Genomic DNA, 14,875 nt, shown 5'->3' with positions numbered 1-14,875 from the left:
CCGCGAAACGCCGGCCGATTTGGTACGGCGGACAATGCGTTGCCGAGCGAGTTCTTCGCGGTCGGGGTTTCCGGCCGCGTCCGGCGCGACCGCACGGTGTGAGGCATGGAGGAGTTACCGGTCGGTCGGCGGGTGGCCTACTGGCGGGGGCGGCGGAAGATGTCCCAGCAGCTTTTCGCCGACCGGATCGGTAAGTCCAAGAGCTGGGTCGACAAGGTGGAACGGGGCGAACGCCGGCTGGACAGCCTTTCGACGCTGCACCACCTCGCAACGGTCCTACAGGTCGGCGTCGAGGCACTGCTCGACCGCACGGCGCACACCGCCCGCGTCAGGCCGGCTGGCTTGATCGACCTCGAACCCGTCCGGATGGCCCTCGCCCGCTTCGCCCCGGCCGCCGGGTCGGGTGGAACGAACAGCCGCCCGCTGCTGGACGAGCTGAGCCGGTCGGTCGGGCACGCGTGGCTGACCTTCCAGCACGCCAGGTACGAAACCCTGGTCAGCGCGCTGCCGAAGCTCCTGCGGGATGCGCAGGCGGCCGAGACGGGCCACGCCCGGGACGGTGCTGCACGCGCCGCGCACCTGCTCGGGGAGGTCTACCAGGTCATCTCGTCGGTGACGCGGAAGCTGGGCGCGGTCGACCTGGCTCGGCTGGCCGCCGAACGGTCGATCGCGCTCGCGCAACGCGCGGACGATCCGCTGCTGGCCGGCACCGGGACGACCAGGTTCGCCAACGCGCTCCTCGCGGCCGGCGACAGTCGAGCCGCGTTCGAGGCGAACGTCGTGATGGCGCACCGTCTTGCGCCGAACGGCGCCACCTGGTCAGATCCCGACCGGGTCTCCGTGTACGGGTCGCTGCTGTTGCAGGGGGCGATGGCGGCGGCCCACATGGGCGACGATGCGAGCGTACGAGAACTGCTCAGGGAGGCGAAGGTGGCTGCCGACAGGTTGGGCACCGACGACAACCGGTACCGGACGTCGTTCGGGCCGACGAACGTCGAGCTGCACCGCGCGGCAGCAGCGGTCGAGTTGGGCGAGGGTCGGCGGGCGGTATCCGTCCACTCTCGACTTTCCCGGCGGGCCTTCGATCGGCTGCTGCCGGAGCGCCGGGCGCAGCACCTGCTCGACGTCGCGCGCGGTCACCTCCTGGTCGGGGACCTGACCCGCGCCGGGGAGGCACTCTTGGAAGCCGACCGGCACGCGCCAATCGAGGTCCGGGGTCGGCCGGTCGCACACGGCGTGATGACGGAGATCCTTCGGCAGACCAGGGGCGTACCGCCGGCACTGGTGACGGAGTTGGCCGACCGGATGGGAGCACTGGTGTGACCGACGATCACGACACCATCGACGATCCGATGGGCGCTCCGCACCGGCCGGGCGACGACTGGCGTTGCCGGGACGACAACGAGGAATGGCCGTGCCAGGTCTTCCGCCGACGGATGTGGACGCTCTACCGGCACAACCGGCGCCAACTGGTCGAGGTGATGGGGCGCTTCCGGGACCGCGCGGCGGACGACCTGGACGACCTGAGCCGGGAGCAGGCCGACGCCCGGTTCCTCGGCTGGGTTGCCGATCCCCCGGTACGGCGTCGGTTGAGATCGGTCTGAGCCCAACGATCGGAATGCTGTCGAATCGTGCTTGCCAGACCTCCGAAACCTTGGCACCATGGCTCGCATGATCGAGAGAAAGGGCTTTGACGCCCTCGCGCGATGAACGCGCATACCCGGCGGCGACAGCTACGCCGCAAGGGAATTTCACGGGACATGGCCCTGGACGTGGAGCGGTGGCAGGCTGCTGCCGCGATGCGTACGGAATGGGCCGGACACGGTTTCTCGACCGCACCAGCCGACCGCACCACGGCAGAAGCGGCAATCGACGAACTGTACGGACTCATCGGCAGGCCACCACCGCGTTTCACCTGGGTCGACTCACCGCAACAGGCCACGGAACTGCTGCCGGGCAGCGGAACACCGATCCGACTGTGGGAGGGCGCACCCCCGGACACGGCCCGACCCTGGGCCGTCGCGATCGCACTCGCCGCCCTCGCCCACCAACTCCGTACCTCGATGAATCGGCGAGTCCCGTCGGCGCCCGACAACTGGTGGGGGCTGACACCGGAACAACGGCTCACCCGGACGCGACCGCCGCTGGAGGCACTGACGTCCGGCGTCGGGCTCGACGATCTGCTTGACGCGGCCGTACGCGACTCGCTCCGACAGTCGGTGAACGACGGGGTACGCGTCCCGCTGCGGACCGCGCTGGCGCCGAAGGCGGTGGAGATCAACGGGCTGGGCTGGTACGGCCAGCACGACGTCCACTGGATCGCGCACTACGACGTCCGGCAGCGGTTGGGCCGGCGTACGTTCAGCGCGGACGACATCGCCCAACTCGATCTGTGGACGGCCATCGCCCGGTCCTGCGGGTGGTGGTGGCCGCTGGACGGGCGGTGCGTACTCACCGAGCGAACCGCCGAGGTGCACACCGAGGCCGCTCCCGGCGCGTGGCACGGGGAGACGCGTACCCACCACCCTCGGGCGATGGCCATCCGGTACGCCGACGGGAGCGGCGCGTACGTCTGGCACGGCACTCCGGTGCCGGAGTGGGTGATCAACGAGCCGACGGTCGAACGGATCCTGGCCGAACGCAACGTCGAGGTACGTCGTTGTGCGATCGAGCGTATCGGCTGGGACACGTACATCGACCAGGCCGGGCTCAGTCTGGTCGCGGTCGCGGCCGATCCCGGCAACCCCGGCTGCGACCTACAGCTCTACGACCTGCCCCGGCAGGTGTGGGGTGCCCCGGCCCGGGTCCTGCTGGCCGTCAACGGCTCGGTCGAGCGCGACGGCCACCGGCGCCGCTACGGGCTCAGCGTGCCGGCGAACATCGACGACCCGGTGGCCGCCGCCGGCTGGTCGTACGGGCTGTCCGGAACGCAGTACGCCACCCTTCTCCGCCGTACCTGACCTCAGAGGTGATGAGCATGATTCTTGTTGATGTGAACCCTGCCGATTCGACCGCAGCCGACCTGACCCTTGGCGACCTCAGCCGGCGTATCGGTCTGGACGTGCTGGAGCACCTGGAGCGGCAGGTGACGATCCCGGTCGTCGACGGGCTACAGGCCCAGGGCGACCTGATCGTCATCCCGCTCGACATCCTGGACGACGTGACCGTGTCCGGACAGGCACAGTGGCGCCCGGTACCGGCGAGCGGGGTGGAACTGCTGCGCGGCGCGGGCGGCGGCAACCCGCACACGCTTGTCGCCGATCCGGGCGTGTGCGAATGGACGATCGACGTCCGGGACAACCAACTGCTGGCCATCGGCGTGCTCCGGACCACACGGCCGGCGTACCTCATCCACCCCGAGCACGGCGGAACGGGTATCGCGCCCGGCACGTATCTCGTTCGCCGCCAGCGGGAACGCAGCACCCAACGGGGAGTCTCCGCGGTGCAACTGATCGCGGACTGAGGCCACACGGGGGGCCGTCAGCCGTAGCAGCGCCGGTCGGACCTGGTCCAGGTCCGACCGGCCCTGTCGGTGGCCTGTTGTACGTTCCCGCCCATGCTGGAAGGACTGACCCGGATCCGATGGGACGAGTTGGAGCACGCGTACGGCTCCGCCGAGGACGTGCCCGACCACCTGATCGCCCTGCGTTCACCGGACCCCGAGGTACGGGAAAAGGCACGCTGGCACCTCTACGGCAACATCTTCCACCAGGGCACCCGGTACGAGGCGACCGCCTACGCGGTGCCCTTCCTGTTGGAGCTGCTGGCCGACCCGGCCACCCCGGAGCGCTCCGCCATCCTGGAACTGCTGACCTCCCTGGCGATCGGTTACGACGAGACCTGGCTCCCCGAAGGTTTCCCGATCGCGTCGTACCGGCAACGGGCCGCCGGCGGCGAGCGGCTGCTCGGTGCGGCGCCGGAGCTGGCGGACGACGAGGACAACGAGGGTCGCTACACCTACTACGGATCGCTGTCCGACGAGGACCAGCAGCGCTTGTTCGCATACATCGAGCTGGCCGTCCACGACGCGGTCCGGGTGGGGGTACCGCTGTTCCGGACCCTGCTCGCCGATGACTCCGCCGAGATGCGCACCGTGACCGCGTACGCCCTGGGCTGGTTCGGTGAGGACGGGCCCGGCAGCGTGCCGGCGTTGGTCGGTGCGGCGGGCGACCCGCAGGCCGAGGTGGCGGCAACCGCCCTGGTCGCGCTCGGGTTGGTCGGCACCGGCAACACCGACGCGGCCCGGACCGTGGACGCGGCACTGGCCGACCCCAGGGACGTGGTGCGTTGGGGTGCGGCGGTCGCCGCCGCCCGGCTGCACGGTCCGGCCGCCGACCCACGGGTGGCCGCCGAGTTGCTGAGCTGGTCGGGCGGGCAGAGCGACCGTCGGGCCGGCGTCCCGTTCCACGATGGCGACCTGGCCGGGTACGCCTGCCTGGCGCTGCGGCAGCTCGGCGACGCCCAGGCCGACCCGGCCTTCGACGCGCTGCTTGCCCGGATTCCGGGAGTTTCGGGACCGGAGGCGCTTCCGGCAACTTCACCCTGATGCTCGGCGCGTACGGTCTGCCGCACGACGTCGAGGCCATGCGCGGTTACCTGGCGTGATCGGCGCGGGCCGCCGGGATGCGTGGCAGGGTCACCCGAGATTGACGTAACGTCACGGTATGTGGGATATGGGGTGGTGGCGGCGTACGGCCCGGTTCCACCCTTACGCCCTTGATGCCGCTGCCGCCGTCGGGCTGTTCGCGATCAGCATCGGGGAGCCGCTGGTGGACCCCTCCCCCACCCGGATCGAGCTGAGCGCCGGCGAGATCGCCTTCAGCGCCATGGTCTGTACGGCCGTCGCGCTGCGTCGCCGCTGGCCGCTGCCGGTGCTGGCGTTCTGCAGCGCCGCCACCGCGGCCTCGATCGCGTTCGGCGCCGCCCGCAACCTCTCCACCTTCGCGGTCGTGATCGCCGTCTACACCGTCGCCGCGACCACGAACCGGGCCACCGCGGTCGTCGCCGGTACCTTCACCGCGCTGCTCCTGGTCGCCGGTGCCATCTACTCCTCGTCCAACGGCTCCTGGCTCGACTCCGAGAAGATCGTGCTCGCCCTCTGGAGCGGGCTGGCGACCGCCGTCGGTGACGCCGTACGCAACCACCGCGACTACATCGTCGCGGTCGAGGAACGCGCCACCCGGGCCGAGCAAAGCCGGGAGGAGGAGGCGCGGCGGCGGGTCGCCGAGGACCGGCTGCGCATCGCCCGTGACCTGCACGACGTGATGGCGCACAACATCGCCCTGATCAACGTGCAGGCCGGGGTGGCCGGGCACGTGCTGCGTACCAACCCGGAGGCGGCCGAGCAGGCGCTCGGGCACGTACGGCAGGCGGGCAGGGCGGCCCTCGACGAACTCGGCACGGTGTTGGGCGTACTGCGGCAGTCCGATGACACCGCCGCTCCGACCGAGCCGACGCCCACCCTGAACCGGCTCCAGGAGTTGGTCGACTCGTTCCACCGGACCGGGCTCGCGGTGAAGTGGCGGCTCTCCGGTCAGCCGTACCCGCTCGCTCCGGCGGTGGACCTGGCCGCGTACCGGGTGGTGCAGGAGTCCCTGACGAACGTGCACAAACACGGCGGCGAGTCCGCGCAGGTACGACTCGGGTACCAACCGGACGAGCTGACCATCGTGATCGAGAACGACGCCCCGCCCGGTGAACCGGCCGCCAAGCCGGTTGCGGGGACCGGGCACGGCCTGCTCGGCATGCGGGAGCGGGTGACCGCCGTCGGCGGCACCATGCACGCCGGGCCGGTGCCGGGCGGGTTCCGGGTCCGGGCCGTCCTGCCCGCCCGGCAGGAGAAGGCGTCATGACCATCCGGGTGCTGCTCGCCGACGACCAGAACCTGATCCGGGCCGGATTCCGGGTGCTGGTCGACTCCGCCCCGGATCTGGAGGTGGTCGGCGAGGCGACCACCGGCGTGGAGGCCGTCGCCCTGGCCCGGACAACCCGGGCCGACGTGGTCCTGATGGACATCCGGATGCCGGATCTGGACGGTCTGGGCGCAACCCGGCAGATCACCGAGGACGAGAGCCTGTCCGGCGTACGGGTGCTGATCCTGACCACCTTCGAGGTGGACGAGTACGTCCTCCAGGCGCTCCGGGCCGGTGCCAGCGGTTTCCTCGGCAAGGGGGTGGACCCGGCCGAGCTGCTGGACGCGATCCGGGTGGTGGCCCGGGGTGACGCGCTGCTCTCCCCGGTGGCCACGAAGGGCCTGATCGCCCGGTTCCTGTCCCAACCGGAGGATTCGGCCGCCACGGTGCCGGCCCAACTCGACCTTCTCACCGAACGTGAGCGCGAGGTGCTGATGCTGGTCGCCGCCGGGCTCTCCAACGACGACATCGCCGAACGGCTCGTACTCTCGCCCCTGACGGCGAAGACGCACGTCAACCGGGCAATGACCAAACTCGGGGCGCGGGACCGGGCGCAGCTCGTGGTGATCGCGTACCAGAGCGGTCTGGTACGCCCCAGCGAACCGCCACCACGCTGAGTAGTCGCTCCGATATACCACCTCTGTAGTACGTCAGGTGTCTACGGGCAGACGACGACGCGCACCCCGAGCAAAGGCGATGGTTGTTGCCATGCGCCGCTGGGTGCGGCACCGCCCCGACAAGGAGCACCCGACATGATCGAAGTGAAGAACCTGGGCAAGCGGTACGGCGAGAAGGTCGCCGTCGACGATCTGAGCTTCACCGTGCGGCCCGGCATCGTCACCGGCTTCCTGGGACCGAATGGTGCGGGCAAGTCCACCACCATGCGGATGATCGTCGGACTGGACGCACCCACCTCCGGCAGCGTCACCGTCAACGGCCGCCGGTACGCCGACCACCCCGCGCCACTGCACGAGATCGGCGCGCTGCTGGAGGCCAAGGCCGTGCACACCGGTCGGTCCGCGTACCACCACCTGCTCGCCATGGCCGCGACCACCGGCATTTCCAAGCGCCGGGTGGACGAGGTGATCGACCTGGTGGGGCTGCACGAGGTCGCCCGCAAGCGGGCCGGCGGCTTCTCGCTCGGCATGGGGCAGCGCCTCGGCATCGCCTCCGCCCTGCTCGGCGACCCGGCGACGATCCTGCTCGACGAGCCGGTCAACGGGCTCGACCCCGAGGGCGTGCGGTGGATCCGCAACCTGCTCAAGGACCTGGCCGCCGAGGGTCGTACCGTCTTCATCTCCTCGCACCTGATGAGCGAGATGGCGTTGACCGCCGAACACCTGGTCGTGGTCGGCAAGGGCCGCCTGATCGCGGACGTGCCGATGGACAAGTTCTGCGAGCTCTCCTCCTCCACCCGGGTACGCGTCCGCTCGCCCCAGTCGCACCGGCTCAGCGAGCTGCTCGTCGGCCCGGACGTCGAGATCAGCAGCGCGGAGCGCGGCGTACTGGAGGTCTCCGGACTCAGCACCGAGCAGATCGGCGAGCGGGCCGCGCTGGCCGGCGTGACCCTGCACGAACTCTCGGTCCAGCAGGCCTCGCTGGAAGAGGCGTTCATGGAGCTGACCCACGACTCGGTCGAGTACTCCGCGACCACCCCCGAGCCCGTACTCGCCGGAAAGGCGGCCTGATGAGCACCGCGACCCTCGAGACCACCCGCTTGGTCTCCACCCCCGCCCCCCGTACGCGCACCCCCCGAACCGGACGGGTCACCCTCGCCCGGGTCATCCGCTCCGAGTGGATCAAGCTCCGGTCACTGCGGTCGACGGTGGTCAGCCTGCTCGCCACCATGGGCGTGGTGATCGCGCTCGGGCTGCTGTTCGCCGGTGTGGTCTCCGGTCGGATCGGCGGGGAGTCGCTGGGCATCGGCGCGGGCAGCACCGCTGACCCGGTCGGCGCCAGCCTCGGCGGGGTGCAGCTCGGACAGTTGATCATCGGCGTGATCGGGGTGCTCCTGGTCGCGGGCGAGTACACCACCGGGATGATCCGGGCCACGCTCGCCGCCGTACCCCGGCGGTTGCCGGTGCTGTGGGGCAAGACCATCGTGTTCGGCGGCGTCACCCTGGTGGCGATGCTGGTCGCCACGCTCGCGGCGTTCTTCGGCGGCCAGGCACTCCTGGGCGAGCACGGCGTCAGCCTGTTCGACACCGGTGTGCTCCGCGCGGTCGTCGGAGGGGCCGTCTACCTGACCGGGGTCGGCCTGCTCGGCCTGGCCCTGGGCGCGCTGCTGCGGGCCACCGCCGCCGCGATCGGCGCCCTGTTCGGCGCCATGCTGGTCGTACCCGGTCTCTTCCCGCTGCTGCCGAGCAGTTGGAACGACGCGGTCGGACCGTACCTGCCGTCGCACGCCGGAGAGTCCTTCATGGCGGTCACGCCGAGCGCCGGGATGCTCGGGCCGTGGGCGGGACTCGCGGTCTTCGCCGGTTACGTCGTCGTCGCCCTGGCCGCCGCCGCGATCATGCTCAAGCGACGGGACGCGTGACGCCCCGCCCCTGACGGGGCACCCGGACGATTCCCGAACCCGACCGAGCACCGCCTGCCACGACCCTGTGGCGGGCGGTGCTCGTTTCTGTGGGAGCAGTCAGGCGCCGGTTGATCCACGGCTGCGCAGCCCTGTGACGGACCGTTCCCCACAGGGTCCAGCAGCCGACGATCGAGGTATCCCCTCGACGGACCCGGATCCGCCGGTTATTGATCTTCGTCATCGTTCGATGAACAACCATCAATACCCAATAGACCGGACATTCTTTCCTTAAGCATCACATCAACTTTTGGCTACGGGTACAAAAGTCTTACGGCTGAGTACGTAACTTTCGCTTTACATGACCGTCATCAATGCCTAGTCTTCGATGCCAAGGGTCGCCGGATGCGGGGGTGGCGCGGATGACGGACGCAGACACAACGCCGATCGACAACGCATCCGACCAGGTCATGCTGCGGATGACCGGTATCACCAAGCGGTTCTTCGGGGTGACCGTGCTCGACCGGGTCGACCTCGACGGCCGCCACGGCGAGATCCACGCCGTGATGGGCGAGAACGGCGCCGGCAAGTCGACATTGATGAAGATCCTCGTCGGGGCGTACCAGCCGGACGGCGGGCGGATACTGATCGACGGCACCGAGGTGCAATTCGGCCACCCCCGGCAGGCCCTGGAAAAAGGCGTCAGCATCGTGCACCAGGAACTCAACCTGCTGCCCGAACGGACCGTCGCCGAGAACATCTTCCTCGGCCGGGAACCACGCCGGCGGCTCGGCGTCGACCGGCGCGCGATGGAGACCGCCGCCACCGAACTGCTCGCCACCCTCGGCGCCGACGACGTCATCGGAGCGCGTACGCCGGTCGGCCGGCTGCCGGTGGCCCAGCAGCAACTGGTCGAGATCGCCAAGGCGCTCTCCTTCGAGCCCCGCATCCTGGTGCTGGACGAACCCACCGCCGCGCTCTCACCGCACGAGGTGGACGCGCTGTTCACGCGCATCCGGCGGCTGCGGGACAACGGCCTGACCGTGCTCTACATCTCGCACCGGCTCAAGGAGATCTTCGAGCTGACCGACCGGATCACCGTCCTCAAGGACGGCCGGGCGGGTCGACACGGTGGACACCGCACGGGTCGACACCCGCCGGCTCGTACAGCTCATGGTGGGGCGGGAACTCGACCACTACTTTCCGCCGAGGGCGACGCCGGAACAGGTCGGGGAACCCCGGTTGACCCTGCGCGGCGGCGGCGCCGGGATCCTGCACGACGTCGACCTGGAACTGCGGGCCGGTGAGATCGTCGGCCTGGCCGGTCTGGAGGGGTCCGGGCGTACCGAGCTGGCGAAGCTCCTGTTCGGCGCGACCCGACTCACCGCCGGCACCCTGACCATCGGCGGGCGGACCCGGACGCTGCGCTCGCCCCGGCACGCGATCCGCCACGGCATCGGCCTGCTCACCGAGGACCGCAAGAGCGAGGGACTGGTGCTGCCGCTGTCCGTACGCGACAACAGCCTGCTCGCGATCCGGGCGATGGGGACCGCCGGCCGACGCGGCGCCGGTGGGACCGGGGTGGGGGTGCGGGACCTGCTGGACCGGGTGCAGTTGCGCGGCGGCGCCCCGCACCGGGAGGTTCGTTACCTGTCCGGCGGCAACCAGCAGAAGGTGGTGCTGGCCAAGTGGCTGGCCACCGGAGCCACCGTACTGATCTTCGACGAACCGACCCGGGGGATCGACGTCGGCGCCAAGGCGAGCATCCACGAGCTGATGCGCGAGCTGGCCGCGAGCGGGGTGGCGATCCTGATGATCTCCTCCGAACTGCCCGAGGTGATCGGGATGGCCGACCGGATCGCGGTGATGCGACACGGCACCATCGCCGGCTGGCTGCCGCCCGGCTCCAGCGAGGCCGAGATCATGCTGCTCGCCACCGGTGAGCCGGACCCGACGGGCGCGGCCGACGCCGCCCGGGTGGCCGCCATCGCCGGGGCCGGGACCCGGGACACCATCCAGGACGGTACGACGGAAGGCGCCGCCCGATGACCGCGCAGACCCTCTCCCCCGCCCTCGGCCGAACCGGGCTGCCCCGCACCGGTTTCGCCAGCGCCCCGGTGTGGCTCGTCTTCGGCGGTGTCTTCGCCGTCGCCTGGTTGCTGGTCGAACTCGACGGCGGCGACTTCATGACGGTCAGCAACCTCCAGAACATGGCCGTCCGGTCGGTGGCGCTCGGCCTGGTCGCGGTCGGCCAGACCATCGTCCTGATCGGCGGCTCGCTGGACCTGTCGGTGGCGTACACCGTCGGCGTCACGGCCGTGGTCGCGTCCTTCGTGATGCAGGGCGACCCGGACAGGATGGTCCTCGGGGTGCTGGTCACCCTCGCCCTCGGGGTCGTGATCGGACTGGTCAACGGCCTGGTCATCACCGGGCTCAAGGTGAACGCGTTCATCGCCACGCTGGGCACCTCGCTGGTGATCAGCGGCATCCTCAACGCCCTGTTCACCAACTTCACCGGGTCGGTCCCGCGCGCCTTCCAGGGCCTGGGCTACAACGCCGTCGGGCCGGTGCCGGTCTCGGTGATCCTGCTGCTGGCCGTGGTCGGCGGCGCGTGGTGGGTGCTGCGGCACACCCGGTTCGGCTACCACCTCTACGCGGTCGGCGGCAGCGAGGAGGCCGCCCGGCTCTCCGGCGTACGGTCCGCACGGGTGATCGTCACCGCGCACGTCCTGTGCAGCGTCACCGCCGTACTGACCGGGCTGTTCCTGGTCAGCCGGCTGCGCTCGGGTGCGCCCTGGGTCGGCACCGACGGCGGGTACGACCTCGAGTCGATCGCCGCCGCGGTCGTCGGCGGTACGGCACTCGCCGGTGGCCGGGGCACCGTCGCCGGCACCCTGGCCGGGGTGCTGATCCTCGCCGTCATCGACCAGGTGTTCAACCAGTACGAGGTGAACGCCTTCCTCAAGACGCTGATCCGGGGCGTCATCATCGTCGGTGCGGTCGCGCTCTACGCGCTGCGGACCCAGCGGGACGAGGCGGGGCTGTGACGATCACCGAGGAACCGGCTCCGGTCGTACCCCCGAAGGACGCCGCCGGGCGACGGGCCTGGACCGCGCTGCGGGCCGTGCCCCCGATCTGGGTCATCCTGGTGGTGGTGATCGCGGTCCTGACCTGGCGCAACCCGGTCTTCATCGAGCCCGACTCGTTCGTCAACTTCCTGCGCCGATCGGCCCCGCTGGCCATCCTCGCCGCCGGCCAGGTCTACGTGATCATCTCCGGCGAGTTCGACCTGTCGGTGGGAGCGCTGGTCACCGCGGTCGTCGTGGTCGCCGCCCGCCTCTCCGACGGCGAGCCCGCCAACACCTGGTGGCTGATCCTTTTGCTGCTGGCCGGGGGTGTGCTGGTCGGGCTGGTCAACGGCCTGGTCACCACCCGGCTGCGGGTCCCGTCGTTCATCGCCACGCTGGGCATGCTGCTGGTGCTCAACGGCGCGGTGTTCCTCTGCTCCGGTGGCGCGCCCAGGGGTTCGCTGGCGGACAACTTCCGGCAACTGGGCCGGCGCGGCATCGAGGGCCTGCCCGGACTGAACATCCTCCCGTACGCGCTGCTCATCCTGATCGCCGTCGGGGTCGGGCTGTGGCTGCTACTGGGACACAGCCGCTTCGGTCACCAGGTCTACGCGGCCGGGGGCAACCAACGGGCCGCCGCCCTGTCCGGCGTGGACGTACGCCGGGTGCGTACCACCGCGTTTGTCATCTCCGCGCTCTGCGCGGTGGTGGCCGGGATCCTGCTCGGCGGCGCCACCGGCGTCACCGCCGAGGCCGGGGTCGGCTACGAGTTCCAGGCCATCGCCGCCGTCGTGCTCGGCGGCGCGGTGCTCGGCGGAGGGCGGGGCAGTGTGGGTGCGGCGATAGCGGGCGCGCTCACCCTCCAGGCGCTCTTCTCACTGCTCAACCAGTTCGGCCTTGCCCAGTCGCTCCGGCAGGTGGTGCAAGGCGTGATCATCATCGGCGCCGCCGCGTACGCGGCACGCAGGATGCGCCGCTCGGGCTGACCATCGGCGGGGTCAGGTCCATTCCACCGTTCTCTTTCGAAGAACTCCGCGTTCCCGAATCGGAAGGAGAAAGGCCCGATGCGTTCACCCACCACACTGCGCCGCCTCGCGCTCAGCGCGGCAGCGGTGCTGGCCCTGGCCGGCTGCAATTCCACCGCACCGGAGGACGGAGCGGAGAGCGACGGCGGACCAGCCGGTAGCGGCACCGGCAACCAGTCGTCGTTCTTCGTCCAGGCCGACTACGACGAACAGGTCAAGCAGCGGGACATGGCCGCGACCGGCCCGGCCGACTCACCGTGGTTGCAGGCCATCGCCCCGCAGATGACCGACACCGCGAAGTTCACCAAAGCCGGCCCGCACAACATCTGCTTCTCCAACGCGGCGGTGAACAACCCTTGGCGACAGGTCGGCTGGACCACCATGCAGGCCGAGGCAAAACTGCATCCGGGCGTCACCCTCACCGCGGTCGACGCCGAGGGCAAGGACGAGAAGCAGATCAGCGACATCGAGGGGCTGATCGCCGGCAAGCGGTGCAGTGCGCTGATCGTGTCGCCGAACACCACCAAGGCGCTCACCCCGGCGGTCGAGAAGGCCTGCGCGGCCGGGCTGCCGGTGGTGGTCTTCGACCGGGGTGTGGAGACCGACTGCGCGACGACGTTCATCCACCCGATCGGCGGCTACGCGTTCGGGGCAACCGCAGCCGAGTTCCTGGTCGGCAAGGTCAAGAAGGGCGGCAAGATCCTCGCCCTGCGCATCCTGCCCGGTGTCGACGTACTGGAAACCCGCTGGTCGGCGGCGAAGGTGATCTTCGACCAGGCGGACGCCAACGTGGTCGGGGTGGAGTTCACCGACGGGGACGCGGCCAAGGTGAAGACCATCGTAAACGACTACATCGAGCGGTTCGGCTCGATCGACGGTGTCTGGATGGACGCCGGGGCCACCACGGTCGCGGCGATCGAGGCGTTCGAGGACGCCGGCGCGGAGATCCCGCCGATCAACGGCGAGGACCAGCAGGACTTCCTGAAGATCTGGCAGGACAAGAATCTGACCGCGATCGCCGCCACGTACCCGACCTACCAGTGGCGTACGCCGGTGATCGCGGCGGTGGACATCCTCGCCGGCAAGCAGGTGCCGAAGGAGTGGGTGCTGCCCCAGCCGACCATCACCGACGCCAACCTCGCCCAGTACGTCCTGCCGGACATGCCGCCGCTGCACTACGCCCTGTGCGGCTGCGAAAAGATGCCCGGCTTCCCCGCCGACTGGGGCGGCAGGTAACCGCGTCGTCGACCGGGGCCCGGCGGTGCCGCCGCCGGGCCCCGACCCACCGGAAGGAGCAGCGTGTACGGCATCGGCGCCAACACCTGGATCTGGGTCTCCCCGCTCACCGACGAACGGCTCGCCGCGCTCGCCCCGCAGATCGCCGGCTGGGGCTTCGACACGATTGAACTGCCGATCGAGTCGCCGGGCGACTGGGATCCCGGACGTACCGCAGACCTGCTGGCCTCGCTCGGGCTCAGCGCCACCACCTGCGCGGTCATGCCGCCGGGACGGGACCTGGTGACCGACGACCCCGACGTGGCCGCCGGCACCGCCGACTACCTCCGAGCCTGCGTACGGGCGGCGGCCCGGATCGGCGCCCGGGTGGTGGCCGGGCCGATCTACGCCCCGGTCGGGCGGACCTGGCCGCTCGACCCGACCGGCCGGCGGGCGACGATCCGGCGGCTGGTCGACCGGCTGCGCCCGCTCGCCGACGAGGCGGCGGCACACCGGGTCACGCTCGCCCTGGAACCGCTGAACCGGTTCGAGACGAGCCTGATCAACACCGTCGAACAGGGTCTGGAGGTGGTGGCCGCGGTGGACAGCCCCGGTCTGGGGCTGGCCCTGGACACGTTCCACATGAACATCGAGGAACGTGACCTGCCCGCGGCGCTGCGTTCCGCCGGCCGGTGGTTGGCGCACGTGCAGGTCTGCGCGAACGACCGGGGAGCGCCCGGCAGTGACCATCTCGACTGGCCCGGCATCATCGACGCGCTGACCGAGGTGGGCTACTCGGGGCCGCTGTGCATCGAGTCATTCACCTCGGAGAACCGTACGATCGCGACCGCGGCGGCGATCTGGCGACCCCTCGCGCCGAGCCAGGACGAGTTGGCGACCGCGGGGCTGGCCTTCCTCCGGGCGCTGCTGCTGGGGTGGGAGACGCCGGCTCGGGCCGGACTCTGACCGGCTCCCGACGCACCCGACGACAGTCCCCGCCGGGTGGCTGCCACCTGCCCTTTTCCTCTTATCCGCAATGCCAATTCAGACATTGACTTATATCGATGCTTGACGGCAACCTGTTGTTGCAAAACGAATGCGTGGGGGACGGTCCCCCGGTCGGCGGCGCATTCCAGC

General features: G+C 70.4%; 15 protein-coding genes. All 15 read left to right on the top strand.

Features of this window, described 5'->3' with window-relative positions:
* Positions 1-105 precede the first annotated feature (105 nt).
* The 15 genes from ACWEFB_RS17260 (at position 106) to ACWEFB_RS17190 (ending at position 14,704) form a co-directional block, all read left to right on the top strand.
* Positions 106-1,323, top strand: a complete 1,218-nt coding sequence (locus ACWEFB_RS17260; protein ID WP_452286486.1) for a helix-turn-helix domain-containing protein — start codon at positions 106-108, stop codon at positions 1,321-1,323.
* Positions 1,320-1,604 carry a hypothetical protein gene (locus tag ACWEFB_RS17255; protein ID WP_452286484.1) on the top strand — a complete coding sequence of 95 codons (285 nt, stop codon included), beginning with the start codon at positions 1,320-1,322 and terminating at the stop codon, positions 1,602-1,604. Before ACWEFB_RS17260 ends, ACWEFB_RS17255 begins: the two co-directional genes overlap by 4 nt.
* Before the next feature lie 156 nt (positions 1,605-1,760).
* A complete protein-coding gene (locus tag ACWEFB_RS17250) occupies positions 1,761-2,960 on the top strand; it encodes a DUF6745 domain-containing protein (protein WP_452286482.1) in 1,200 nt (399 codons plus the stop codon).
* 17 nt (positions 2,961-2,977) lie between these two features.
* Positions 2,978-3,463 (top strand): hypothetical protein, encoded by a 486-nt coding sequence (locus ACWEFB_RS17245; RefSeq protein ID WP_452286480.1) that lies wholly within the window; start codon positions 2,978-2,980, stop codon positions 3,461-3,463.
* A 93-nt stretch (positions 3,464-3,556) separates the two neighbouring features.
* Positions 3,557-4,546, top strand: a complete 990-nt coding sequence (locus tag ACWEFB_RS17240; protein ID WP_452286478.1) for a hypothetical protein — start codon at positions 3,557-3,559, stop codon at positions 4,544-4,546.
* 118 nt (positions 4,547-4,664) lie between these two features.
* Entirely contained in the window at positions 4,665-5,852 is a 1,188-nt protein-coding gene (locus ACWEFB_RS17235; RefSeq protein ID WP_452286476.1) for a sensor histidine kinase, read from the top strand.
* A complete protein-coding gene (locus ACWEFB_RS17230; protein WP_452286474.1) occupies positions 5,849-6,529 on the top strand; it encodes a response regulator transcription factor in 681 nt (226 codons plus the stop codon). Before ACWEFB_RS17235 ends, ACWEFB_RS17230 begins: the two co-directional genes overlap by 4 nt.
* Positions 6,530-6,664: 135 nt before the next feature.
* Positions 6,665-7,600, top strand: a complete 936-nt coding sequence (locus ACWEFB_RS17225) for an ABC transporter ATP-binding protein (protein WP_452286472.1) — start codon at positions 6,665-6,667, stop codon at positions 7,598-7,600.
* On the top strand, positions 7,600-8,451 hold the full coding sequence (locus tag ACWEFB_RS17220) for an ABC transporter permease (RefSeq protein ID WP_326559041.1): 852 nt from the start codon (positions 7,600-7,602) through the stop codon (positions 8,449-8,451). The genes ACWEFB_RS17225 and ACWEFB_RS17220 overlap by 1 nt, the downstream gene beginning before the upstream one ends.
* Before the next feature lie 401 nt (positions 8,452-8,852).
* Positions 8,853-9,737: an ATP-binding cassette domain-containing protein gene (locus tag ACWEFB_RS17215; RefSeq protein ID WP_452286470.1), complete on the top strand. Its 885-nt coding sequence runs from the start codon at positions 8,853-8,855 to the stop codon at positions 9,735-9,737.
* Complete coding sequence (locus ACWEFB_RS17210) at positions 9,673-10,479, top strand: ATP-binding cassette domain-containing protein (protein WP_452286468.1); 807 nt, start codon at positions 9,673-9,675, stop codon at positions 10,477-10,479. The genes ACWEFB_RS17215 and ACWEFB_RS17210 overlap by 65 nt, the downstream gene beginning before the upstream one ends.
* A complete protein-coding gene (locus tag ACWEFB_RS17205) occupies positions 10,476-11,477 on the top strand; it encodes an ABC transporter permease (protein ID WP_452286466.1) in 1,002 nt (333 codons plus the stop codon). The genes ACWEFB_RS17210 and ACWEFB_RS17205 overlap by 4 nt, the downstream gene beginning before the upstream one ends.
* The gene (locus ACWEFB_RS17200; protein ID WP_452286464.1) at positions 11,474-12,484 is read left to right on the top strand and encodes an ABC transporter permease; all 1,011 of its coding nucleotides are present in this window, start codon (positions 11,474-11,476) and stop codon (positions 12,482-12,484) included. The genes ACWEFB_RS17205 and ACWEFB_RS17200 overlap by 4 nt, the downstream gene beginning before the upstream one ends.
* Before the next feature lie 78 nt (positions 12,485-12,562).
* Positions 12,563-13,759, top strand: coding sequence for a substrate-binding domain-containing protein (locus tag ACWEFB_RS17195; protein WP_452286462.1), 1,197 nt, complete (start codon positions 12,563-12,565; stop codon positions 13,757-13,759).
* Positions 13,760-13,822: 63 nt separating this feature from the next.
* Positions 13,823-14,704 carry a sugar phosphate isomerase/epimerase family protein gene (locus ACWEFB_RS17190; RefSeq protein ID WP_452286460.1) on the top strand — a complete coding sequence of 294 codons (882 nt, stop codon included), beginning with the start codon at positions 13,823-13,825 and terminating at the stop codon, positions 14,702-14,704.
* Positions 14,705-14,875: the final 171 nt, after the last annotated feature.

The organism is Micromonospora sp. NPDC004704 (assembly GCF_053601675.1).
This window is presented reverse-complemented; position numbering and strand designations above follow the sequence as displayed.